The sequence below is a fragment of the Halomonas sp. HK25 genome (genome assembly GCF_047795635.1).
Lineage (GTDB): Bacteria > Pseudomonadota > Gammaproteobacteria > Pseudomonadales > Halomonadaceae > Halomonas.
The window spans coordinates 3,915,169-3,938,856 of the sequence record NZ_CP181044.1 but is presented as its reverse complement, the minus strand read 5'-3'; the positions used below and the strand labels follow the sequence as shown (position 1 = coordinate 3,938,856).

Genomic DNA, 23,688 nt, shown 5'->3' with positions numbered 1-23,688 from the left:
AGTCCTCATGTACCTACCCCGTACACTGCGGCTCCTCTCTCGTCGAACGCCTTGCCCTCACGCGGCTCGCTGACGCAGAAGCTCACAGCTTCTATCCCGATTACGGGGGGAATAAAAAATGTTTCTTATCTACTGCCCCTACTGCGAGGAGCACCGCGAGGAAGAGGAGTTCCACCCCAAGGGCCAGGCGCATATCGCTCGCCCCGAGGACCCCGAGGCCTGCTCCGACGAGCAGTGGGGCGACTACCTCTTCTTCCGTGACAACCCGCGCGGCATCCACCACGAGCTGTGGGTGCATGCCGTCGGCTGTCGCAAGTTCTTCAACATCACGCGCAACACCGTGAGCTACGAGATCCTCGAGACGTACAAGATCGGCGAGTCGCCACGCTTCACCGCCGAGCATCCCGAGGGCAAGCCCGCCGAGACAGTGGCGGCCGAGAACGTCGCCGCCGAGGCGAAAGTGGTCGAGCGTCAGGAAGGAGTCAAGGCATGAGCCAGTCGTTGAATCAGCCGAATCGTCTTGGTGAGGGCGGGCGCATCGATCGCGCTCATACCCTGAGCTTCACCTTCAACGGCAAGCGCTACCAGGGCCATGCCGGCGACACCCTGGCCTCGGCGCTGCTGGCCAACGGGGTGGATATCGTCAACCGCAGCTTCAAGTACTCGCGGCCCCGCGGCATCGTCGCCGCCGGCGCCGAGGAGCCCAATGCGCTGGTCCAGCTGGGCAGCACCGAGGCCGCCCAGGTGCCCAACGTGCGGGCCACCCAGCAGGCGCTGTTCGACGGGCTCACCGCACAGAGTACCAACGGCTGGCCCAACGTCCAGCGCGATGCCATGAGCCTGGTCGGCAAGCTGGGCGGGCGCTTCATGCCGCCGGGCTTCTACTACAAGACCTTCATGGCCCCGGCCTCCATGTGGATGACCTACGAGAAATACATCCGCAAGGGGGCGGGTCTGGGCCGCAGCCCCATGGAGCGCGACCCGGACAGCTATGACCACCTCAACCAGCACTGTGACCTGCTGGTGATCGGCGCCGGTCCCGCCGGTCTGGCCGCGGCGCTGACCGCGGCCCGCAGCGGGGCCCGGGTGATTCTCTGCGACGAGCAGGAGGAACTGGGCGGCTCCCTGCTCGACAGCCGCGAGTTGCTCGACCACCAGCCCGCCGCCCAGTGGGCGGAGCGCGTGGTAGCCGAGCTCGCCGGGCTCGACAACGTCACCCTGCTGCCTCGCACCACTGCCCACGGCTACCATGACCACCACTTCGTCACTCTGCATGAGCGGCGCACCGAGCATCTCGGTGAGACCGCGCCGGTCGTCGACGGCTACCGCCCCTCCCGGTCGCGGATGCATCGCGTGCGCGCGGGCCAGGTGCTGCTGGCCACCGGCGCCCACGAGCGGCCGCTGGTCTATGCGGGCAACGACGTGCCGGGTAACCTGGTGGCCGGCGCCGTCTCCACCTATATCCGCCGTTACGGTGTGGTGCCGGGCAACAAGCTGGTGCTCTCCGTCAGCAACGACCACGCCTACCGCGCCGCCCTGGACTGGGATGAGGCCGGCCGCGAGGTGGTGGCCATCGTCGATGCGCGCCAGTCGCCGGACGGTGAGCTGGTGGAGCAGGCTCGCGCCCGTGGCATTCGCGTTATCACCGGCTCGGCGGTGCTCGAGGCCAAGGGAGACAAGCGTGTCAGCGGCGCCCGCGTCGCCACCATCGATGCCGCGGCCTTCAGGGTGAGCGGCCAGGCCGAGACCCTGGCCTGCGACACCATCGCCAGCTCCGGCGGCTATAGCCCGGTGATCCACCTGGCCTCACATACCGGCGCGCGGCCGACCTGGGACGACGAGATCCTCGGCTTCGTGCCCAGCCTGGTGAAGGGCGTGCATGCCGCCGGCAGCGCCCGCGGTATCCATGACCTGGCCGGGGGGCTGGCCGACGGCGCCGCTGCGGCCGCGAAGGCGCTGGCCGATCTCGGCCGCACGGCCCGTGCCGTCGAGCTGCCCCAGGTCGATGCCATCCGCGAAGGGGCCGCCTGCGCGCTCTACCAGGTGCCCCACGAGAAGCCCACCCTGCGCGCGCCCAAGCAGTTCGTCGACCTGCAGAACGACGTCACCGCGGCGGCCATCGAGCTGGCCACCCGCGAGGGCTTCGAGTCCATCGAGCACGTCAAGCGCTACACCGCCATGGGCTTCGGCACCGACCAGGGCAAGCTCGGCAATATCAACGGCATGGCCATCGCCGCGCGCTGCCTGGGCAAGTCGATCCCCGAGGTGGGCACCACGGTGTTCCGGCCCAACTACACGCCGGTGACCTTCGGCGCCATCGCCGGCCGCCACTGTCGCGACCTCTTCGACCCCGAGCGCTACACCCCCCTGCACCAGTGGCACGTGGCGCACGGCGCCGAGTTCGAGGACGTCGGCCAGTGGAAGCGCCCCTGGTACTTTCCGAATCGTGTCGACGGCAAGCAGGAGAGTATGGCCGAGGCGGTGGCCCGCGAGTGCCTGGCGGTGCGCGAGAAGGTCGGCATTCTCGATGCCTCCACGCTCGGCAAGATCGATATCCAGGGGCCGGACGCCCGGGAGTTCCTCAACCGCATCTACACCAACAAATGGACCAAGCTCGAGGTCGGCCGTGCGCGCTACGGGCTGATGTGCCGGGACGACGGCATGCTGATGGACGACGGCACCACCAGCTGCCTGGGCGAGAACCACTTCCTGATGACCACCACCACCGGCGGTGCCGCCGGGGTCATGGAGTGGCTGGAGCTGTGGCACCAGACCGAGTGGCCGGAGCTGAACGTCACCTTCACCTCGGTGACCGACCACTGGGCGACCATGACCATCACCGGGCCCGAGGCGCGGAACCTGCTGGCCGAGATCACCGATATCGATCTGGATCGTGAGCGGTTCAAGTTCATGGACTGGCGGGAGGGCAAGGTGGCCGAGGTGCCTGCCCGGATCTTCCGGATCTCCTTTACCGGCGAGCTCGCCTACGAGATCAACGTCCAGGCCAACTACGCCATGCACGTCTGGAAGACCCTGTTCGAGCGCGGCGAGAAGTATGGCCTGACGCCCTATGGCACCGAGACCATGCACGTCCTGCGCGCCGAGAAGGGCTTTATCATCGCCGGCCAGGACACCGACGGCTCGGTGACCCCGGAGGACCTGGGGATGCAGTGGGCCATCGGCTACGACAAGCCCTACGCCTGGGTGGGCAAGCGTGCCCTGTCGCGCTCCGATACCCGGCGTACCGGTCGCAAGCAGCTGGTGGGCCTCAAGCCAAAGGACCCGGCGGTGGTGCTGGAGGAGGGCGCCCAGATCGTCTTCGATCCGGACCATGCCATTCCCATGCCCATGGTGGGCCATGTGACTTCGAGCTACTACAGCCCGACGCTGAAGAGCGGCTTCGCCCTTGCCGTGGTCAAGGGCGGCCAGTCGCGCATGGGCGAGACAGTCTACCTGCCCATGGCCGACGGCCAGACCCACGCCGCGGAAATCGTCGGCCCGATCTTCTACGACCCCAAGGGAGAGCGCCAGCATGTCTGAGCAAACCGCCAACTGGTTCAACCTCTATGATGCGCGCCCCGACACCGAGGTGCCGGCCGAGTCTCCGCTGGCCTGGTCCTACCAGAACAGCGGCCGCCCGAGCGCCAGCGAGAAGAGCCGCGTGGTGCTGCGCGAGCGGGCCATGCTCGGCCACCTGATCCTGCGCGGCGGCGCCATCGTGCTCGACGAGGCCGTCCGCGGGGTGCTCGGCTTCGGCCTGCCGGGGCGCCCCAATGCGCTCAGCCAGGACGACAGCGGCGAGCGCTCGATCCAGTGGCTGTCGCCCGACGAGTGGCTGTTGATCGTCCCCGGCGGCGAGGAGTTTGCCCTGGAGGGCAGGCTGCGCGAGGCCCTGGGCGACGCCCACTACGCCATCGTCAATGTCAGCGGCGGCCAGACCCTGCTCGAGCTCGAGGGCGAGAAGGCCCGGGAGCTGTTGATGAAGTCCACGCCCTACGACGTCCACCCGGACGCCTTCCCGGTGGGCAAGGGGGTCACCACGGTATTCGCCAAGGCGAACCTGATCCTGCGCCGGCCCACCGAGACGCGCTGGGAGCTGGTGCTGCGTCGCAGCTTCGCCGACTACTGCTATCGCTGGATTCTCGACGCCGGCGCCGAGTACGCCATCGGCGTCGACGACTGACAGTGACAGTGACAGTGACGGGGCCGGCAGCCGCCGGCCCCGTCCGGCCACCCCGGGAGAGAACATCATGCACGACAACAACAATCGCTGGATCCTGGCGGCCCAGTGCGTCAGCCGGCTCGGTACCGTGGATGTGGTGACGCGCTTCCTCAAGGAGAGCCGCTGCTACATCACCGAGCAGCACTCCTTCGATGACCGGCAGAGCGGCGGCTTCTTCATCCGCACCGAGTTCCGGCCTGTGGAAGAGGACTTCGACGCCGCGGCCTTCGAGGCCGGCTTCGCCGAGCGCGCCGCCGAGTTCGACATGACCTTCGAACTGACCGCCCCGGGTACTCGGATGCCGGTGGTGATCATGGTCTCCAAGGCCGATCACTGCCTCAACGACCTGCTCTATCGCTACCGCATCGGTCAGCTGCCGATCGATATTCGCGCCATCGTCTCCAACCACCCGGACCTGGCGCACCTGGCGGAGTGGCATGAGATTCCCTACCACCACTTCCCGATCACACCCGAGACCAAGCCCGAGCAGGAGGCCCGAATCTGTGAGGTGGTCGAGGCGACCGGTGCCGAGCTGGTGATCCTCGCCCGCTACATGCAGGTGCTGTCGAGCGACCTGTGCGAGAAGCTCAGCGGCCGCGCGATCAATATCCACCACTCGCTGCTGCCGGGCTTCAAGGGCGCCAAGCCCTACCACCAGGCCTACGACAAGGGCGTGAAGCTGGTCGGCGCCACCGCCCACTACATCAATGACGACCTGGACGAGGGGCCGATCATCACCCAGGGCGTCGAGCCGGTGAGTCACGCTGACTACCCGGAGGACCTCGTCGCCAAGGGACGCGATGTCGAGTGCCTCACCCTGGCCCGGGCGGTGGCCCTGCACGTGGAGCGTCGCGTCTTCCTGCACGCCAAGCGCACCGTGGTCTTTGACCGCTAACCATCACCGCATCAATAGCAAGGGGCGCCGGGGGCAGGCCTGCCCTCGGATCAGCCCCGATAATAATTCTGGTAGAGGGTAATAAGCATGCCAATCAGCGTCTTCGATCTGTTCAAGGTCGGCGTCGGGCCGTCGAGCTCGCATACCGTGGGTCCCATGCGGGCCGCCTTCGACTTCGTCGGCGAGCTCAAGGAGCGTGAACGGCTCGAACAGGTGACTCGCCTCGAGGTCCAGCTCTTTGGCTCCCTCTCCGCCACCGGCATCGGCCACGGCACCGACCGCGCGGTGATCATGGGGCTGATGGGCGAGCGGCCGGATCATATCGATCCCGCCATCATCGGCCCCGGCATCGAGGAGCTGCAGGCGTCCGAGGCGCTGCGTCTGGGCAGCCGTCATAGCGTGCCCTTCCTGTGGGCCCGTGACATGCAGTTCCACCCCGACAGCCTGCCCCACCACCCCAATGCCATGCGGCTGATCGCCCATGGCCATGGCGGCGAGCTCTACTGCAACACCTACTACTCGGTGGGCGGTGGCTTCGTCATCGACGAGGCCCAGGCGGCCGAGGGCGACTTCGACGCCGATGCGGCCCAGTTGCCCTACAACTTCCAGACCGCGGCCGACCTGATGCGCATGTGCCGGGAGAGTGGTCTGCGGATCAGCGAGCTGATGCTGGAAAACGAGAAGGTGTGGCGCAGCGAGGCAGAAGTGCGAGCCGAGCTCTGCAGGATCTGGCAGGCCATGAAGGACTGTGTGGCCAAGGGACTGGAGGCAGAGGGCGTGCTGCCCGGTGGGCTCAATGTTCGCCGGCGCGCCCGGTCGCTGCACCAGCGAATGCAGGATACCAGCGACGATGACTCGCTGATCGCGACGACCATGTCGGCCATGGACTGGGTCAACCTCTATGCGCTGGCGGTCAACGAGGAGAACGCCGCCGGCGGGCGTATGGTCACCGCCCCCACCAACGGTGCGGCGGGCATCATCCCGGCGGTGCTGCACTACTACATGCAGTTCCGCCAGGGGGCCAGCGAGCGCGATGTGGTGGACTTCCTGCTGGCGGCCGGGGCCGTGGGCATCCTGTGCAAGAAGAACGCCTCGATCTCCGGCGCCGAGGTGGGCTGCCAGGGCGAGGTGGGCTCCGCCTGTGCCATGGCCGCGGCGGGCCTCACCGAGGTGATGGGCGGCAGCGTGGGCCAGGTGGAGAACGCCGCCGAGATCGGCCTGGAGCACAACCTGGGGCTGACCTGCGACCCGGTGGGCGGGCTCGTCCAGGTGCCCTGCATCGAGCGCAACGCCATCGCCTCGGTGAAGGCGATCAACGCCGCCCAGATGGCGCTGCGCGGCGACGGCGAACACTTCATCTCCCTGGACAAGGTGATCCGCACCATGCGCGACACCGGGGCGGACATGCAGGCGAAGTACAAGGAGACCTCGATGGGCGGCCTGGCGGTCAACGCCATCGAGTGTTGAAAGGGGGTAGCGCTGAAAGACCGTTTCGGCAGGATGCTTCTCTTCTCGTCTACGTTATGGGAGAAACATGCTCAGGGCATGCGCCCATCAAACGCTTGAACGAGGAATAACAAGATGCTCAGGAAGACACTGCTTGCCTCCGCCGTGGCCGGGGTCATGGTGGCCTCCGCCGCCCACGCCGAGACCCTGCGCTGGACCCGCTCCGCGGACAGCCTGACCATGGACCCCCACTCCCAGAACGAGGGGCCGACCCACTCGGTCAACCACCAGATCTTCGACACCCTCATCTACCAGGACATGGACGTGGCGTACCAGCCGGGCCTGGCCACCGAGTGGTTCGTCCACGGGGATGACCCACATATCTGGGTGTTCAAGATCCGCGATGGCGTGACCTTCCACGAGGGTCAGGCGCTGACCGCCGACGATGTGGTCTTCTCCCTCGACCGAGCCCGCCACGAGCACGCCGACATGCGTGGCTTGCTTACCGCCATCAAGGAGGTCCGTGCCGAGGACGACACCACGGTGCATGTGGAAACCCATGAACCCAACCCGCTGCTGCCGAACAACCTCACCAACCTGTTCATCATGAGCCGCGAATGGGCCGAAGAGCATGGCGTCGAGGAGCCGCAGAACTACGCCGCCGGGGAGGAGACCCATGCGGTGCGCAACGCCAACGGCACCGGCCCCTTCCGGGTCGTGAGTCGCGAGCCGGACGTGCGTACCGTCTTCGAGCGCAACGACGACTACTGGGGCATCGACCACTATCCCATGGAGATCACCACGCTGATTTTCACCCCCATCGAGTCGGCGGCCACCCGGGTGGCGGCACTGCTCTCCGGCGAGGTGGACCTGCTCCAGGAGACCCCGGTGCAGGACATCGAGCGTCTGGCCAACGCCCCGGGCCTCAAGAACGAGCAGGGCGCCGAGAACCGCACCATCTTCCTGGGCATGGACCTGGCCTCCGCCGAGCTGCGCAGCGCCGACACCGACGACAACCCTTTCGCCGACCGCCGGGTGCGCGAGGCGATCAACCTTGCCGTGGATGCCACCACCATTCAGACCGCGGTGATGCGCGGCAACGCCGAGCCCGCCGGCATGATCGCCCCGCCCTTCGTCAACGGCTACTCCGCAGAGCTCGACGAGGTCGTACCCACGGACATGACCCGTGCCAACGAGCTGATGGCCGAGGCGGGCTACGGCGACGGTTTCCGCGTCACCCTGCAGTGCCCCAACGACCGCTACGTCAATGACGAGCAGATCTGCCAGGCGGTGGTCAGCATGCTGGCGCGCATCGGTATCACCGTGGACCTGATCGCCCAGACTCGCTCGCTGCACTTCGCCGAGCTGGCCCGCGATGAGTACGACTTCTACATGCTCGGCTGGGGCGTGCCGACCATGGACTCCGAGTACGTCTTCAACTACCTCTACCACACCAAGGAGGGCGATCGCGGCAGCTGGAACTTCACCGGCTACTCCGACGAGCGGGTCGACGAGCTGACCGTGGCCATGGGCCAGGAGACCGATGAAGAGACGCGCAACGAGTTGATCAGTGAGGCCTGGCAGATCGTGCACGACGAGATCGTCTATATCCCGATCCACCACCAGATGCTCACCTGGTCGATGCGCGACGATATCGATTTCAAGGTGCAGAGCGAGAACACACCGCACTTCAAGTACCTGAAGTTCAACGACTGACCGCTGGAAACGCCCAAGCCCCCCGGCCGCCACAAGCGCCCGGGGGGCACAACGTTATGGACACCCCATGCTCGCTTTCCTGATCCAGCGCGTGCTGCAGGCCATCTTCGTGATGTTCGTGGTCGCGCTCATCTCCTTCTCGCTGTTCCACTACGTCGGCGACCCGGTGCTCAACATGCTCGGCCAGGAGGCCACCGAAGCCGATCGTGCGGCACTGCGCGTCCAGCTCGGGCTCGACCAGCCGGTGGTGGTGCAGTTCTGGCAGTTCGTCGTCAATGCCGCCCAGTTCGAGTTCGGCATCTCCTACCGTTCGGCGCGGTCGGTCAGTGATCTGATCCTCGAGCGACTGCCGGCCACCCTGGAGCTCGCCATCATCTCGGCGATCTTCGCCGTGGTCATGGGCATCGTGCTCGGCATTTATACCGCCATCCAGCGCGGCAGCTGGCTGTCGAAATTCATCATGACCGCCTCGCTGATCGGCGTGTCGTTACCCACCTTCCTGATCGGCATACTGCTCATCTATCTGTTCGCCGTGGAGCTGGGCTGGCTGCCCGCCTTCGGCCGCGGCCAGGTGATCGACCTGGGCTGGTGGAATACCGGCCTGCTCACCGCCAGCGGTCTGCGCTCGCTGATCCTGCCGGCGATCACCCTCGGCCTCTTCCAGCTCACCCTGATCATGCGACTGGTGCGTGCAGAGATGCTCGAGGTGCTGCGCACCGACTACATCAAGTTCGCCCGGGCACGGGGGCTCTCGAAGCGGGTGGTCAACCTGCGCCATGCGCTGAAGAACACCCTGATCCCGGTGATCACCATCATCGGCCTGCAGCTGGGCACCATCATCGCCTTCGCCATCATCACCGAGACGGTGTTCCAGTGGCCCGGCGTGGGGGCGCTGTTCATCACCGCGGTGCGCTTCGTCGACGTTCCGGTGATGGCGGCCTATCTGATGATGATTGCCCTGGTGTTCGTGGTCATCAACCTGGTCGTCGACCTGCTCTACTACGCCGTGGACCCGCGACTGCGTGCGCAGGGAGGTGCCAGATGAGCCAGGACGTGCAACGATCCGACGCCTCATCACCCGCAGCAGCGAAACCGTCGGGAGCCCTGCGGACCTTTCTGGCGAGCGATATCGTCTACTCCTGGCAGCGCCAGCCGGTGGTGATCCTGGCCACCCTGGTCACCCTGGTGATGTTCGCCGGCGCCCTGTTCGCACCCTGGATCGCGCCACAGAACCCCTTCGATCCGCGCCAGCTGGAGCTGATCGACGCCTTCACGCCGCCGCTGGCCACCTCGGACTTCACCGGCAACTTCTACCTGCTGGGCAGCGACAGCCAGGGCCGCGACGTCTTCTCGGCGATCCTCTACGGCTCGCGCATCTCGCTGCTGGTGGGCTTCGCCGCGGTGCTCTTCGCCCTGGCGCTGGGCACTGCCCTGGGCCTGATGGCGGGCTTCCGCGGCGGCTGGCGCGACGCCCTGATCATGCGCATCGCCGACGTTCAGCTGACCTTCCCGTCGATCCTGATGGCGCTGCTGATCTTCGGGGTGATCCGCGGCTTCCTGCCGCGCTCCATGCACGCCGAGGTGGCGATCATCGTGCTGATCGTGGCCATCGGCCTCTCCGACTGGGTGCAGTACGCCAGGGCGGTGCGCGGGGCGACCATGGTGGAGAAGGGCAAGGAGTACGTGCAGGCGGCCCGGGTGATCGGCCTGCCGGATCATCGCATCCTCTTCCAGCACATCCTGCCCAACGTGATGCGCCCGGTGCTGGTGATCGGCACCATCGGGCTGGCGCTGGCGATCATCGCCGAGGCCACGCTGTCGTTCCTCGGGGTCGGCATGCCGGCCACCCAGCCGAGCCTGGGGACCCTGATCCGGGTCGGCCAGGACTACATGTTCTCGGGAGAGTGGTGGATCCTGCTCTTCCCCGGGGTGGCGCTGCTGCTGCTGGCGCTCTCCGTCAACCTGCTGGGAGACTGGTTGCGTGATGTCCTCAACCCCAAGCTCCGTTAACAAGAGCTCCGTTAACAAGAGCTCCGATAACAAGAGCTCCGATAACAAGAGCTCCGTTAACAAGCGCTCCGTTGATACCAGCGCCGTCGATCACAGTGCCGGTCACGTGTCGCAACAGGAACCCGTGCTCAGCCTGCGCCGGCTGCGGGTGGAGTTTCCCACCCGCCACGCCACCCTGGTGGCGCTGGACGACATCTCCTTCGATATCGCCCCCGGGGAAGTCCTCGGCGTGGTGGGGGAGTCCGGCGCCGGCAAGTCGATGACCGGCAACGCGGTGATCCGCCTGCTGGAGCCGCCCGGCCACATCGCCGGCGGCGAGGTCTGCCTCTCCGGACAGCGCATCGATCACCTCGCCGAGGAGGACTTCGTGCCGCTGCGCGGGCGGCATATCGGCATGATCTTCCAGGACCCGCTCACCAGCCTCAACCCGCTGTTCTCCATCGGTGACCAGCTGATGGAAACGCTGCGCACCCACCTGCCGATCAGCGAGAAGCAGGCCCGGGAGCGGGCCCTGGCGCTGTTGCGCGAGGTGGGGATCCCGGCGCCGGAGGCGCGGCTTGCCGCCTATCCCCACCAGTTTTCCGGCGGCATGCGCCAGCGGGTAGTGATCGCCCTGGCCCTGGCCGCCGAGCCCGAGCTGATCATCGCCGATGAGCCCACCACGGCGCTGGATGTCTCGGTGCAGGCCCAGATCCTCGCCCTGCTCAAGCGGGTCTGCGCCGAGCGCGGCGCGGCGGTGATGCTGGTGACCCATGACATGGGGGTGATCGCCGAGACCGCCGACCGGGTCGCGGTGATGTACGCCGGGCGGCTGATCGAGATCGGCCCGGTGAACGAGGTGATCCGTCATCCGCAGCACCCCTACACCGTGGGGCTGATGGCCTCCATTCCGGGCCTGGCCGAGCGCCGCGAGCGGCTCTACCAGATCGAGGGCGCCATGCCGCGCCTGGCGGCGATCCCCACGGGCTGCGCCTTCAACCCGCGCTGCCCCCATGCCGCCGAGCGCTGCCGTACCGAGCGGCCCGAGCTGCTGCCGGCCGGCGGCAGCCGGGCCGCCTGCTGGCTGCATGACCCCGAGAACCCGCTGCCGCGCCGCGACGCACTGGATACACGACAGGGCGAGCCAGCTCTGGATAGCCCCGGGGAGACAGCCCGATGAGCCGGATTCAACCTATTCAGACCGGGTCTCGTCAGACCGGGCCGACCCCGACCGCCGAGAGCGGTGAGGTGCTGCTGGAGGCCACCGACCTGGCGCGCCACTTCGATGTCTCCAAGCCGTGGCTCAACCGGGTGCTGGAGCGTGCCGAGAAGCTGACGCTGAAGGCGGTGGACGGGGTGAGCTTCACCATCCGCCGCGGCGAGACCGTCGCCCTGGTGGGCGAATCCGGCTGCGGCAAGTCCACCGTGGCGAGGCTGATCGTCGGCCTCTACGGCCTGACCCGCGGCCGGCTCATCTTCGACAACCAGGACATCAGCGACCTGGCCGGGCGCTCCGGCCGGCAGTCGGCGGCGATCCGCCAGCGCTTCCAGATGATCTTCCAGGACCCCTACGCCAGCCTCAATCCGTTGTGGCGGGTGGGCACCATCATCGGCGAGCCGCTACGCTTCTTCCGCCCCGAGATGGGCGGCGTCGACCGCCGCCGACGGGTCGGCGAGCTGCTCGAGCAGGTGGGCATGTCCCCGGCGGATGCGCTGCGCTACCCCCACGAGTTCTCCGGCGGCCAGCGCCAGCGCATCTCCATTGCCCGGGCGCTCGCCAACGAGCCGGAGTTCATGGTCTGTGACGAGCCCACCTCGGCGCTGGACGTCTCGGTGCAGGCGCAGATCCTCAACCTGATGAAGGACCTGCAGCAGCAATACGGCCTGACCTACCTGTTCATCAGCCACGACATGGCGGTAGTCAAGCACATGGCCGACCGCATCGCGGTGATGTACCTGGGCCGCATCGCCGAGATCGCTCCCGCCGACCAGTTGTTCGCCACTCCCCACCATCCGTACTCGCGGATGCTGCTGGCGGCGGTGCCCTCGCTGGAGGGCGAGGGCCGCGAGCGCACGGTAATCGAGGGGGAGGTGCCCAACCCGGTGCATCCGCCCTCGGGCTGCGCCTTCCACCCGCGCTGCCCCCATGCCTTCGCGCGCTGCGAGTCCGAGGTGCCGGCGCTGATCGCCAGGAGCGACGGCAGCGAGGTGGCCTGCCACGCGGTGGAGGAGGGGCGCATCGCATCATGATGACGCTGCTGGAGGTGCTCTCGCCGCTGTCGGGGAGCGTGAACGCCGTGCTGGTGCTGGTCTCGGCGTTTACCTCGGCGGTGACCGCCGCAGTGGGCGTGGGCGGCGGGCTGCTGATGATCATGGCGCTTGCCCAGGTGATGCCGGCGGCGGCGCTGATTCCGGTGCATGGCATGGTACAGCTCGGGTCCAACGCCGGTCGCACCGTGCTCACCTGGCGTCACGTGGACCGCACCCTGCTGGCGGCTTTCCTTCCCGGCGTGGTGCTGGGCGCTCTGGCCGCGGCCTGGCTGCTGGTGCGCCTGCCGACCGGGGTGCTGGAGCTGTGCATCGCCGCCTTTGTCTTCTACTCCTGCTGGGGTCCGGGGCTGCCGAAGCGTGCTCTGGGACGCGTCGGCACCCTGCTGGCGGGAGCGGTGACCACGCTGCTCTCCAGCCTGGTGGGGGCCAGCGGCCCCATGGTCGCGGCCTTCATCAAGCAGGGCGCCGAAGGGCGGCTGGGCAAGGTGGCCACCTTCTCCGCCTGCATGAGCGCCCAGCATCTCACCAAGGCCTTCGTGTTCGGGGTGGCCGGCTTCGTGTTCCGCGACTGGCTGGCCCTGATGCTGGCCATGGTGGCCTCGGGCTTTCTCGGTACCTGGCTGGGCCTGCGCCTGCTGCACCGGCTCTCGGAGCACCGCTTCGACGCCCTGTTCAAGTGGGCGCTGACCCTGCTCGCGCTGCGCCTGACCTGGCTGGGGCTGGCGCGCCTGCTGGGCCAGGGCGGGTAGTGGTGAGCGTCGCCTCGTGCATCGCCAACTGTCCGACGGAGGGGGGGAAATGTGAAAGTGCAGAAAAGTCCGCCTTTTCCTGTTTTAGCACCCTGTACAGCAGGGGATTCCCGTTCATAATGCCTAGTGAGGCAGTGTCGCCCATGCGGCACGCAGGGGAACGCAGAGGGAACGCAGATGGTGACCGCAACCATAATCAGAATCCGGCGCCATGGCATTGGCGCGATCGCGCTGCTGGCATGCCTGGCCATCGTCATGGCCAATCCGGCCCAGGCCAATCCGCGCTACGCCGCCATCGTGGTCGACATGGAAAGTGGCGAGGTACTTCACGCCGCGAATGCCGATGAGACCCGCTATCCGGCGTCGCTGACCAAGATGATGACGCTCTACATGCTCTTCGAGCAGTTGGAGAGGGGGGATCTGCGTCTCGACTCGCCGCTGCCTGTTTCCTCCTATGCGGCCTCGAGGCAGGCGTCCAAGCTCTATGTGAAGGCGGGTTCGACCCTGCCCGTGGAGACCGCCATCCAGGCGCTGGTGATCCGCTCCGCCAACGATGTGGCGGTCGTGGTGGCCGAGGCACTGGGCGGCAGCGAGGCAAGCTTCGGTCGTATGATGACCGACAAGGCGCGGCAGCTGGGCATGCTGCGCACCACCTTCCGTAATCCCAACGGCCTGCCCGATCCCGGCCAGACCACCACCGCCCGGGACATGGCGACCCTGTCGATTCGGCTGATGCAGGATTTCCCCCAGTACTATCACTACTTCTCCCAGACCCGTTTCACCTGGAATGGCCAGACCATCACCGGCCACAACCGTCTGCTCGGCAGTTATCCCGGAGCGGACGGGATGAAGACCGGTTTCATCCGAGCCTCGGGCTTCAACGTGGCCACCTCGGCGGTGCGCAACGGCCGCCGTCTGGTCTCGGTGGTGATGGGGGGCTTCACCGCCGCCTCGCGGGATACCCACATGGCCGACCTGCTCGACCGCGGCTTCGTGCGCGCCTCGCTCTTTGGCCGCGGCGACTGGGTCGCCCAGGCGGACTTCTCCGGTGACCGCATGAGCATGGAGGGTGCGCCAGCGGCGGCCCCCGTGACGCCGGCGGCGCCAGTCCGCCAGCCAGAGCGTCAACTGGCCAGTCGCTCGGCCCCCGAACCGGTGCAACTGCCCGCGCCGTCACGTCAGCTGGCCAGCCTGCAGGCTCCGGAACCGCTGCCCTCGGCCCGGACCTCGCTGCCGCAGACCGCACAGGGCTCCGCCAACGACCCGATCCACGAGCTGATGACCCGCGCCGAGCCACCCTCCGCCCAGCGCAGCGAAACCCTGCACCGCCTCGAGCCGGCGGGTTCAAGCCCCAACTGGGGCGTGCAGGTCGGGGCCTTCTCCAATCCCGATAACGCGCGCCAGCACGCCAGCCATGCCGCCGGCCGGCTCAGCCAGGACCTCTTCAATGCCCGGGTGGATATCGACGAGGTGAGCGGCTCCCAGGCGATCTTCCGCGCCCGGCTGGTCAACCTCGACGAGAACCAGGCCTATCGCGCCTGCCGCAGCCTGGCCCAGGAGGGCATGGACTGCATGGTGATCAACGCAAGCCTCTAGACCTGCCTGAAGACGGGCTTCGCCCGCCGGCTTTTCGTGCTGGCGCTGACTGCTTCATCACACGGTATCCATCGCCAGGGCCCGGTCGGGATGCTCCGTACCGGGCCCTGGCGTTTCTGCGTTCAGCGCCAGCTGCCGATCGCACAGCCGCTCGATCAATGCCGGGTCGTGGCTGACCAGCATCACCCCGCAGTGCCGCTCCCGGGCTAGCTCCACCAGCAGGCTCAAGGTCTGCTGCTGGGTGATGGGGTCGAGGCGCGAGGTGGGCTCGTCGGCGAACAGAAAGCGTGGCGCGAGCAGCAGCACGCGCAGGATGGCGAAGCGCTGCAACTCGCCGCCGGAGATCTCGCCGGGACGCCGCGTCAACAGCCGTTCGTCGAGGCCCAGGCGTTCCATCAGCGGTGCGATGTCAGCTCGGTCGAGTCGATGACGACGTACCAGGTCGTCGAGCAGCCGTGACAGCCTCCAGTGCGATGAGAAGGCCGCCGGTGGGTCCTGATAGAGCTTCTGCAGGCCCAGCCGGTGCCCCGGCGCATGCTGGATCTCGCCGGCATCGCTGGTCGCCAGCCCCAGCAGTATATCGCCCAGGGTACTCTTGCCGCAGCCGGAGGGGCCGACTACGCCGACGATCTCTCCGGGGCGCACGCTCACGTCGAGATCGCGGAACAGCTGGCGTCCGCCGCGGGACTTGGCCAGGCCGCGAGCCGTTACCACCGGCGTGGCATCCGGCGCACTGGTGAGCGGTGGCGGCACCGGCCAGCGCGAGGGTTCGGCGCTCAGCAGGCGCCGGCCGTAGTCGGTCTGCGGTGTGCCGAGTACCTGCTCGGCCGGCCCGCGCTCGACCACCTGCCCCTGACGCAGGATGACCACCTCACCGCCCAGGCGGCGGGCGACATCGATATCGTGGGTGATGGTCAACAGCGTGCCGCCGGCCCTTGGCGTCCTGGCCAGTAGCTCGACCACGGCGTCGCGGCGTGGGGCATCGAGCCCCTTGGTGGGTTCGTCGGCGATCACGATGGGCGCACCACCGGCGCTGGCGGCGGCAAAGGCGACTCGCTGGGCCATGCCGCCGGAGAGCTCGCCGGGCAGTTTGCCGCCGGCGTCCTCCAGGCCCAGCTCGGCGAGATCGCGCTGGGCGGCCTGGTGCGCCTTGCCGCGCGACAGGCCGGCCACGTAGCGATGGCTCTCGGTTATCTGAGCGGCCGCGTACATGGTGGGGTCGAGGGCGTGCCAGGGCTCCTGGGGCAGCAGTGCCAGACGCCGCCCCCAGAGGGCGCGGCGGGCGGCGACATCGGCGGCGGCGTAGGGCTCTCCATCGATGACGAGGTGGCCGTTGGGGGTAAGGCCACGTGGCAGCGTGCCCATGATCGCCTGGGCGATCAGGCTCTTGCCCGAGCCGGTCTCGCCGAGCAGGGTCAGGCGCTCGCCCGAGGCCAGATCGAGGGAGAAGGGCGCGATGGTCACGCCATCGCCCTGGATGGTCAGGTCGGTGACCTGGAGGAGAGGGTGGCTCATCTTGGGTCCTTCCCGGCGAGCAGGTTGAGGCTGAAGACCAGTATGAACAGCGCCAGGATCGGCTGGGCCATGGCCCAGGGCGCCTCATGGTAGTAGGGCAGCAGCTCGATCATCATCAGCCCCAGCTCGGCGGTGGGGGGGCGCAAGCCGACGCTGACGAAGCCCAGCGCCGCCATGGCCAGTATCGCGCTGGCGGCACCGAAGGCGGCCAGGGTCAGTACCTGGGGAGCGAGCTCCGGCCACAGATGGCGTCGGAACAGGTACAGCGGCCCGAAGCCGAGCAGGCGGCTGGCCTCCAGTTGAGGGGAGGCGACCAGCACCCGGGTACGCGCCCGCACCACGCGGAAATACTCGATCCACAGCACCAGCGAGATGCCCACGTAGAGGGCCCAGAAGTTACCGGGGGCGATGGCTACCAGCAGCAGCACCAGCAGCAGGCCCGGCAGGGCCAGGCAGGCGTCGGCCACGCTGCCCAGGATCCGGTCCAGCCAGCCGCCGCGCCAGCCGGCGATCACCCCGAACAGCAGGCCCGGCACGGCGGCTGTGACCACACTGAGCAGCGCCATGCCCAGCGACAGGCGCAGGGCGGCGGCGGTGCGCGCCAGCATGTCGCGGCCCAGGTGATCGGTGCCCAGTGGCGCGGCCAGTGAGGGCAGCTCGAGGATGCGCACCAACTGCTGGCGGGCCGGGTCGGCGTCGTGCCACCACGGCACCAGCCAGGCGAAGGCCAGCAGCAGGGCGAGCAGCAGCGCGCCGAGGCGCTGGCGGGCGCTCAGCGATGGCCAGGCGAGGTGTGGCAGGGGAGCGGTGAGCATCGTGGGCATCATGCCTCGCGTCTCCTCGGGTCGAGCCAGTGGCAGAGCAGGTCCACGGCGGTATTGAGGGCCACAAACATCAGGCCCATGACCAGCGCGGTGCCCTGGATCATCGGCACATCGCGGGCGACGATGGCGTGGACCAGGGCGTGGCCGATGCCCGGCCAGGCGAACAGCGTCTCGACCACCACCACGCCTTCGATCAGGTAGACGAACTGCACGCCCAGGTAGGCGACCACCGGCAGGGCGGCATTGCGCAGTCCGTGGCGCAGGAAGCTGAGCCGCGCGCCCAGCCCCTTGGTGTGGGAAAAGGCGAAGTAGGCCGACTGCGAGACCTCGGCCATGGCGTTGCGCGCCACCCGGCTGGAGACCGCGGCCAGTGCCAGCGCCAGGGTCAGCGCCGGCAGCACGCTATGCGTGAAGCGGCCGTGGCCGGCGGCAGGCAGCCAGCCGAGTGTCACCGAGAACAGCATGATCAACAGCAGGCCCACGGCGAAGGGCGGCAGCGCCCGCAGCACGCTGGCGGCGACTTCGCTACTACGGTCGAGCAGGCCAGCCGGCTTGCGGCCGGCCAGCAGCCCCAGGGGTGGGCCGATCAGCAGCGACAGCAGCACCGCCATCACTGCCAGGTCCAGGGAGTGGCCGAGCTGATGCCAGAGTTCGTGAATCACCGTCTCGCCGCTTACCAGCGAGCGCCCCAGGTCGAACTGCAGCAGGTCCCACAGCCAGCCGAGGTAGGCGGTGATCGCCGGCTGGTCGAGGGCGAGCTCGGCGCGCACCGCCTCGGCGGCGGCGCTGTCGACCATATCGTGGCCGTAACGGCCGGCGGCGATGCGATAGGCCATGTCGCCGGGCAGGGTGCGGGTCAGCACGAAGGTCAGGGTGCCCACCATCCAGGCCACCAGCCCGGCCTGGAACAGCCGCTGCAGCAACAGGCTGCGCAGGCCAGAGGCTCGGCGCGTCGGGGCGCGGCTCAGTGTCAGGCTGCTCATTCGGCCCACCTCAGCTCCTCGAGGCGGTAGCTGCGCTCCAGCGGATCGATGCTGAAGCCTGCGAGGTGAGTGCCGACGGCGGCCGTCTGCTGGTACCAGGCGACCGGGATCACCGGCATGGCCTCGTTGAGACGTGTGGCGATACGCCCGGCCAGCTCGCTGCGTACCTCGGGGTCGGTGTCGTGACGCAGGGTGGCCAGCCAGCCGGCGAGTTCGGCATCCGACCAGCCCATGGCGCCCCAGTCACCGCCCATGTTGTCCGGGTCGCTGCCGAAGTCATCCAGCAGGGTGCCCAGCGGGTCGGGCACCAGGCCGTAGTTGCGCGCCGCCAGGCCCAGCTCCAGGCTGCCATCCTGATGGCCGGAAGGAATTCCGCTGGCATTGCCCACCGCGACCTTTATCTCCACGCCGAGTTCGCGCCACTGATCCTGCAGCGCCGTGGCCACCAGCGGCAGCTCCGGGCGGTCGGAGAAGGTGCGCAGGGTCAGGCGGAAGGGCTCGCCGTCGCGCTCGAGCAGACCGGCGGATCCGGCCTCCCAGCCCAGCTCGGCGAGCAGCTGGCGGGCCTGGTCGAGATCCTGGGCCTCGCTGGCGTCCAGGCCCAGGTGCCAAGGGCCCAGGGCGTCGGGAAAGAGCTCGGCGGCGGCCGCTTCGGGGTGGCGCAGCAGGCCGGTGGCGATGCCGCTGCGGTCGACGGCCAGGCTCAAGGCCTGACGGGCGCGCTGATCGTCGAGGAAGGGGTGGCCGGCATTGACCTTGAGCACGATGGTGCGCGGCAGCGGCTCGGTGTGAAGGCTGAGCCGATCGTTACGCGTCAGCCTGGCGCGGCTCGCCGGGTCGAGAGTAAACACGATATCGGCGTCGCGGCTTTCGGCCATCAAGGCGCGGGTCTCGCCGCGGCCCACCGCCAGGTAGCTGGTCTGCTCGATGGCCGGTGCCTCGCCCCAGTAATCGGCAAAGCGCTCAGCGGTGAGGCGCTGCGGCGGGGCCAGCGATGCCAGCTGGTAGGGGCCGGTGGCAATGACGTCACGCACCTCACCATTCTCGCCAAAGGCGCTAGGGGCGAGGATCAGGGTGGTGGAGTGGGTGAGCAGCGCCGGCAGCGGAGCGAAGGCCTCCGAGAGGCGAATCACCACCTCGTCGCCCTCGGTCTCGATAGCCTCGATCGGCGCCGAGTCGAGCATGCCCGGCTTGCTCAGGGCGTGCTCGAGGCTCGTCGCGGCGGCCTCGGCGGTCAGCGGCGTGCCGTCATGGAAGACCACGTCGTCACGCAGCGTAAAGCGCCAGGCGAGGTTGTCATCAGCTACTTGCCAGGCGGTGGCCAACCCCGCGCTGGGCTGGCCCTCCTCATCGGTGTCGACCAGCGTCTCGGCGATGCCCATGCGGGCAAACACATAGCCTGAGGTGGAAGGGTCCAGGCCGGTGATTTCCCAGGGGGCGACGACATCCAGGGAGCGGCCGTCGGCCTGTACCAGGGTGGCCAGCGTCAGGGGCGCGGCCAGGGCCAGGCCGGTGATCAGGGCGGAACGTCTCAGCATATCGAAGCGACCTCAAAAAAGTAACTTTATAACATAACAATATCGGCGCATGGCAATGCCTGAAAGGAAGTGTCGGGTCTGGATACGACCAAGGCGGGGTGGCCCGCGCCAGACGGCTTGCCGTTCGCGTGCGAAGCTTCTAGCTTAGGCAAACACATTCACCCCGCCGGCCCCTGGCCGGCGGGGTGGTATTTTTGGGTCATCGGGCGCGGCGCAGGGGAGAGGTGGCATGTCATCGTCGTTCAAGGGAATCGGCTTCATGTGCCTGGGGGTGCTCTGCCTGGCCATCGGCGACGCCATCGCCAAGTGGTTGGGCGAGGTTCACTCGCCGCTGCAGATCATCTTCTTCCGCACCCTGGTGTCGCTGCCGCTGATCGCGGCGCTGGCCCACTTCGGTGGGGGGCTGCGCAAGCTGCGTACGCGACGCCCCGGCGTGCACCTGCTGCGCGGGCTCATTTACACCGGCACCATGGTCTGCTTCGTGCTGGGCCTGACCCTGCTTCCCCTGGCCGAGGCTACCGCCATCGCCTTCGTGGCGCCGTTGTTCGTCACCCTGCTCTCGGTGCCGCTGCTGGGCGAGCGCATCGAAAGGCCGGTGCTGATCGCCTCGCTGGTGGGCTTCGCCGGGGTGCTGGTCGTGGTTCGCCCCGGGGGCGCAGCCTTCGAACCCGGCGCCCTGGCGCTGATCGGGGCGGCGGCCTTCTACGCGCTGATGATGATCACCGCGCGGCGCTGGGGAAGCCGCGAGCATCTCTGGGCCATGGTCTTCTACATGACCCTGGTGCCCTTCGTGATCACCGCCCTGGCGCTGCCCTGGGTGTGGCAGACCCCCCACCCCTGGCACTGGCTTGCCTTCATTGGCTCGGGGCTGTTCGGGGTGGGAGCCACCGCCTTCATCACCCTGGCGTTCCGCCATGCCCCGGCGGCCATCGCCGCGCCCTTCGACTACAGCGCCATGCTCTGGGCGGTGCTGCTGGGCTGGTGGTTCTGGGGCGAGATGCCGGACCTCTGGGTCTTCGTCGGCAGTGCTCTGATCATTGGCAGCGGCCTGGCCATCGCCTACCGCGAAGGCCGGACTACCCTCAAGCGCCGCCCCACCTCCTGAGAGAAGGCCTACCAACTACTGCGCTCGGCCATGCTGTGTTGAAAACACACTCAAAATGCTCATTTACAGCATGTAAACTCCGCTTTTTCGTATGATTTCGCCTTGCCTGACCTTCGCTCGTAACGTTTGTAAGCCTTCTCTTTCACCTCATGTTTCGGAGAAAAAACGGCGCGCCGCGGCCTCCGGGTCGGGGCGTCCGCAGATTGCCGAGATCACCGCCAGGCCCTGGGCGCCGGCCTGGCGCACCGCCGCCGCGTGTTCGGCCTTGAGCCCGCCGATGGCCACCACCGGCAGGGGGCTGGCCGCCACCAGCGACGCCAGGCCCTCTAAGCCCAGCGGCTCGGCGTGGTCATGCTTGCTCAGGGTGGCGAACACTGGACCCAGCCCCAGGTAGTCGAGGCGCTCGATATCCACTCGGGCGAGCTGCGCCGGTGTCTGCACCGAGAGGCCGAGCAGCGCCCGCTCGCCCAGCGCCGCGCGGGCGGCGGCCACCTCGCCGTCGTCCTGGCCGATGTGCAGGCCGTCGGCGCCGCTCTCGAGGGCTACCGCCAGGCGGTCGTTGATGATCAGCGGCACGCCGCTGCCGGCCAACGCCGCCTTGAGCCGGCGCGCCTGGTCGATCATCTCGCCATCCGAGGCATGCTTGTCGCGCAGCTGCACCACCGTCACGCCGCCGCGCACCGCGGCCACCACGGTCTCGATCAGGCCGTGCCCGGCGCACAGGCCGGGGTCGGTGACGAGATACAGGGATAGATCAAGTCGCATCGGTTATCTCCAGTCGCAGGCGGCCCCTCAGGGCTACGCCATCGGCGGGCGGGGCGCCGATGGCCAGCAGCACGTTGGCCATGGTGTTCATGGCCACCAGATTGGTGATGTTGTGGACCAGCGGGGCACGCTCGCGCACCCGGGACAGGTGCGAGGCGGGGTCGATCGAGGGGGAAATCGTGTGGGACATGCGGCCTCCCGGGCGCGGGAGCTGCAGGCAGGCGCCAAGGCCGGGGCTGCACGACTTCCTACGCCGGCATTATCCGGGTCAGGTTCCAAGGGTGCCTCTCAGCCGCAGTAGTGCTCCACCACGGCGCCCCTGTCGTATTCGATGGTTCTGGTGGTCGATCATACGCGGCCAGGTTGCCCAGGCAAGAGAGGCTCAGGGCGCTACCCGTGCCGCGCCCAGGAAGCGCTCCTGCCAGTAGGCGATCTCCACCGGTGCGCTCTCCACCGGGCGGCCGCGGCCCGGGGCGTGGATCATCTGGCCGTTGCCGCGGTAGATGCCCACGTGGCTGGCCTTGCCGCGCCCGGCGATATCGAAGAACAGCAGGTCGCCGGGGCGGGCTCGGGACGCGGAGGGTAGGGCGCGGAACTGGTCGTCGGCGGTGCGCGGCACCGGAATGCCGGCGGTGCCATAGGCCATTTCTACCAGTCCCGAGCAGTCTAGCCCCGAGGGCGAATTGCCCCCGAAGCGATAGGGTGTCCCCAGGGCATTCTGGGCGGCGGACAGGATCAGTACGCGTTCGATGGAAAGGCCTTCGCCGGGGGACGGGTCATGCACGGCTAGCTCCCGACCGGCACAGCCGGCCAGCAGCAGGAGCAGCGTCAGGGTCGTGGTGAGTCGCCAGGTGGGCAGAGTGGTCATGCGGGGAGCTCCGCTGACGAGAGATGCCTCTACATTAGCCCCTGCCACCCGGCTCGGGAAGCCTCCGCCACACGCCTGTCAACGAAAGGCGATGCGGGTGCCATTGGCGAGCATCTCGTCCGGCGTCATCGCATGGCCTGGCACGCCGATCATCTCGTCACCGCACTGATCCGACCAAGTCAGCACGCCGTGGGTCAGGCCGATGCCACCGAGCTGGTCCCGGATCTCACCGGTGCCGAGGAAGGTCAGGGTGTGTCCCTTGGCATCCGAGAGCTCCGAGACGCCGGTGCCATGGTGGAGGCGCACCGTGTAGATGCCGTCCATCGACTCCACCTCGACGATCGGCGAAAAGCCCTGGGAGACGGCGCGGGCCAGCTCCTTGAGGGTGATATGGTCACTCAGCTGGTAGGCATGGGCGGACATGGGATTCTCCGAGGACTGCTGGTTGTCGATGTTGTACAATCAATGTAGAGCTATTTGGGTGATTTTTCCGTAAATATTTTGCCATTATGGCTTTTTAATTTAGCTATAAAAGTATTTGTACAAGTCTTTCGCCGTCGGAACTGGAAATATTCCGCCGCTGTCCCCATGCTCAGAGGACCTTTTCCCATGGCAGACAGGAGTCGCCCATGAGCTTCAAGGGTGAGCAGTACCCCGGTGTCCAGACCCCCACCGCCGATAGCGCAGGCTTTCGCTTCAATCACACCATGCTGCGAGTGAAGGACCCCGAGAAGGCGTTGTCCTTCTACTCGCGGGTATTCGGTATGCGGGTGCTGCGCCGTCTCGACTTCGAGGAGATGCAGTTCTCGCTCTACTTCCTGGCCAAGCTGGAGGAGGGTGAGGCGGTACCCGAGGCGCCGGGCGAGCGCACCGTCTGGACCTTCAGCCAGAAGGGGTTGCTGGAGCTGACCCACAACTGGGGTAGCGAGAACCAGGCCGACTTCGCCTACCACGACGGCAACGCCGAGCCCCAGGGCTTCGGCCATATCTGCTTCAGCGTGCCGGACATGGAGGCCGCCGAGGCCTGGTTCGACGCCAACGGCGTCGAGTTCGTCAAGCGTGCCGATCAGGGCAAGATGAAGAACGTGGTGTTCGTGAAGGACGTCGACGGCTACTGGATCGAGGTGGTCCAGGCCGATCGCCTGGCCGACCTGGGCGATTGAGCCGCGAGTGACTGACCCCGCGGCGGCTCGATGCGACGGCGGC

22 protein-coding genes and 1 riboswitch are annotated in these 23,688 nt (G+C 67.8%); of the genes, 14 read left to right on the top strand and 8 right to left on the bottom strand.

Features of this window, described 5'->3' with window-relative positions; all coding sequences use genetic code 11:
* Positions 1-118 precede the first annotated feature (118 nt).
* The 12 genes from ACM26W_RS18515 (at position 119) to ACM26W_RS18460 (ending at position 14,884) form a co-directional block, all read left to right on the top strand.
* Positions 119-493 (top strand): sarcosine oxidase subunit delta, encoded by a 375-nt coding sequence (locus tag ACM26W_RS18515; RefSeq protein ID WP_416138424.1) that lies wholly within the window; start codon positions 119-121, stop codon positions 491-493.
* The gene (locus tag ACM26W_RS18510; RefSeq protein WP_416138423.1) at positions 490-3,540 is read left to right on the top strand and encodes a sarcosine oxidase subunit alpha family protein; all 3,051 of its coding nucleotides are present in this window, start codon (positions 490-492) and stop codon (positions 3,538-3,540) included. The genes ACM26W_RS18515 and ACM26W_RS18510 overlap by 4 nt, the downstream gene beginning before the upstream one ends.
* Entirely contained in the window at positions 3,533-4,183 is a 651-nt protein-coding gene (locus ACM26W_RS18505) for a sarcosine oxidase subunit gamma (protein ID WP_416138422.1), read from the top strand. Before ACM26W_RS18510 ends, ACM26W_RS18505 begins: the two co-directional genes overlap by 8 nt.
* 67 nt (positions 4,184-4,250) lie before the next feature.
* The gene (gene purU, locus ACM26W_RS18500) at positions 4,251-5,117 is read left to right on the top strand and encodes a formyltetrahydrofolate deformylase (RefSeq protein WP_416138421.1); all 867 of its coding nucleotides are present in this window, start codon (positions 4,251-4,253) and stop codon (positions 5,115-5,117) included.
* Between the two features lie 87 nt (positions 5,118-5,204).
* The gene (locus ACM26W_RS18495) at positions 5,205-6,584 is read left to right on the top strand and encodes an L-serine ammonia-lyase (protein ID WP_416138420.1); all 1,380 of its coding nucleotides are present in this window, start codon (positions 5,205-5,207) and stop codon (positions 6,582-6,584) included.
* Between the two features lie 114 nt (positions 6,585-6,698).
* Positions 6,699-8,279, top strand: a complete 1,581-nt coding sequence (locus ACM26W_RS18490; protein ID WP_416138419.1) for an ABC transporter substrate-binding protein — start codon at positions 6,699-6,701, stop codon at positions 8,277-8,279.
* A gap of 67 nt (positions 8,280-8,346) precedes the next feature.
* A complete protein-coding gene (locus tag ACM26W_RS18485; protein ID WP_416138418.1) occupies positions 8,347-9,324 on the top strand; it encodes an ABC transporter permease in 978 nt (325 codons plus the stop codon).
* Positions 9,321-10,289, top strand: coding sequence for an ABC transporter permease (locus ACM26W_RS18480; RefSeq protein WP_416138417.1), 969 nt, complete (start codon positions 9,321-9,323; stop codon positions 10,287-10,289). Before ACM26W_RS18485 ends, ACM26W_RS18480 begins: the two co-directional genes overlap by 4 nt.
* A gap of 124 nt (positions 10,290-10,413) precedes the next feature.
* Positions 10,414-11,448 carry an ABC transporter ATP-binding protein gene (locus tag ACM26W_RS18475; protein WP_416138416.1) on the top strand — a complete coding sequence of 345 codons (1,035 nt, stop codon included), beginning with the start codon at positions 10,414-10,416 and terminating at the stop codon, positions 11,446-11,448.
* Positions 11,445-12,518, top strand: a complete 1,074-nt coding sequence (locus ACM26W_RS18470) for an ABC transporter ATP-binding protein (RefSeq protein ID WP_416138415.1) — start codon at positions 11,445-11,447, stop codon at positions 12,516-12,518. The genes ACM26W_RS18475 and ACM26W_RS18470 overlap by 4 nt, the downstream gene beginning before the upstream one ends.
* Positions 12,515-13,288 carry a sulfite exporter TauE/SafE family protein gene (locus tag ACM26W_RS18465; protein ID WP_416138414.1) on the top strand — a complete coding sequence of 258 codons (774 nt, stop codon included), beginning with the start codon at positions 12,515-12,517 and terminating at the stop codon, positions 13,286-13,288. The genes ACM26W_RS18470 and ACM26W_RS18465 overlap by 4 nt, the downstream gene beginning before the upstream one ends.
* 177 nt (positions 13,289-13,465) lie before the next feature.
* Positions 13,466-14,884, top strand: coding sequence for a serine hydrolase (locus ACM26W_RS18460; protein ID WP_416138413.1), 1,419 nt, complete (start codon positions 13,466-13,468; stop codon positions 14,882-14,884).
* A gap of 57 nt (positions 14,885-14,941) precedes the next feature.
* Here ACM26W_RS18460 and ACM26W_RS18455 read toward each other — a convergent pair whose 3' ends face one another.
* From ACM26W_RS18455 to ACM26W_RS18440, 4 genes are read right to left on the bottom strand one after another with little or no spacing between them, the layout of a single operon-like run.
* A complete protein-coding gene (locus tag ACM26W_RS18455) occupies positions 14,942-16,399 on the bottom strand; it encodes an ABC transporter ATP-binding protein (protein ID WP_416138412.1) in 1,458 nt (485 codons plus the stop codon).
* Positions 16,396-17,226, bottom strand: a complete 831-nt coding sequence (locus tag ACM26W_RS18450; protein ID WP_416138411.1) for an ABC transporter permease — start codon at positions 17,224-17,226, stop codon at positions 16,396-16,398. The genes ACM26W_RS18455 and ACM26W_RS18450 overlap by 4 nt, the downstream gene beginning before the upstream one ends.
* Positions 17,223-18,206: an ABC transporter permease gene (locus ACM26W_RS18445; RefSeq protein ID WP_416138410.1), complete on the bottom strand. Its 984-nt coding sequence runs from the start codon at positions 18,204-18,206 to the stop codon at positions 17,223-17,225. The genes ACM26W_RS18450 and ACM26W_RS18445 overlap by 4 nt, the downstream gene beginning before the upstream one ends.
* Entirely contained in the window at positions 18,203-19,744 is a 1,542-nt protein-coding gene (locus ACM26W_RS18440) for an ABC transporter substrate-binding protein (protein ID WP_416138409.1), read from the bottom strand. Before ACM26W_RS18440 ends, ACM26W_RS18445 begins: the two co-directional genes overlap by 4 nt.
* A 229-nt stretch (positions 19,745-19,973) precedes the next feature.
* On the opposite strand from ACM26W_RS18440, the gene ACM26W_RS18435 reads away from it, so the two are divergent.
* Entirely contained in the window at positions 19,974-20,849 is an 876-nt protein-coding gene (locus ACM26W_RS18435; RefSeq protein WP_416138408.1) for a DMT family transporter, read from the top strand.
* Between the two features lie 147 nt (positions 20,850-20,996).
* Here the strand turns inward: ACM26W_RS18435 and thiE are convergent, their stop codons facing one another.
* The 4 genes from thiE to ACM26W_RS18415 form a co-directional block, all read right to left on the bottom strand.
* Entirely contained in the window at positions 20,997-21,614 is a 618-nt protein-coding gene (thiE, locus tag ACM26W_RS18430; RefSeq protein WP_416138407.1) for a thiamine phosphate synthase, read from the bottom strand.
* Complete coding sequence (locus ACM26W_RS18425) at positions 21,604-21,804, bottom strand: hydroxyethylthiazole kinase (RefSeq protein WP_416138406.1); 201 nt, start codon at positions 21,802-21,804, stop codon at positions 21,604-21,606. The genes thiE and ACM26W_RS18425 overlap by 11 nt, the downstream gene beginning before the upstream one ends.
* A 38-nt stretch (positions 21,805-21,842) precedes the next feature.
* Positions 21,843-21,945: riboswitch (TPP riboswitch) on the bottom strand.
* 51 nt (positions 21,946-21,996) lie between these two features.
* Positions 21,997-22,482, bottom strand: coding sequence for a C40 family peptidase (locus tag ACM26W_RS18420; protein WP_416138405.1), 486 nt, complete (start codon positions 22,480-22,482; stop codon positions 21,997-21,999).
* A gap of 78 nt (positions 22,483-22,560) precedes the next feature.
* Positions 22,561-22,905 carry a hypothetical protein gene (locus tag ACM26W_RS18415; protein ID WP_416138404.1) on the bottom strand — a complete coding sequence of 115 codons (345 nt, stop codon included), beginning with the start codon at positions 22,903-22,905 and terminating at the stop codon, positions 22,561-22,563.
* Between the two features lie 206 nt (positions 22,906-23,111).
* Between ACM26W_RS18415 and gloA the strand changes: the two genes are divergently transcribed.
* Positions 23,112-23,645 (top strand): lactoylglutathione lyase, encoded by a 534-nt coding sequence (gene gloA, locus ACM26W_RS18410; protein ID WP_416138403.1) that lies wholly within the window; start codon positions 23,112-23,114, stop codon positions 23,643-23,645.
* Positions 23,646-23,688 lie beyond the last annotated feature (43 nt).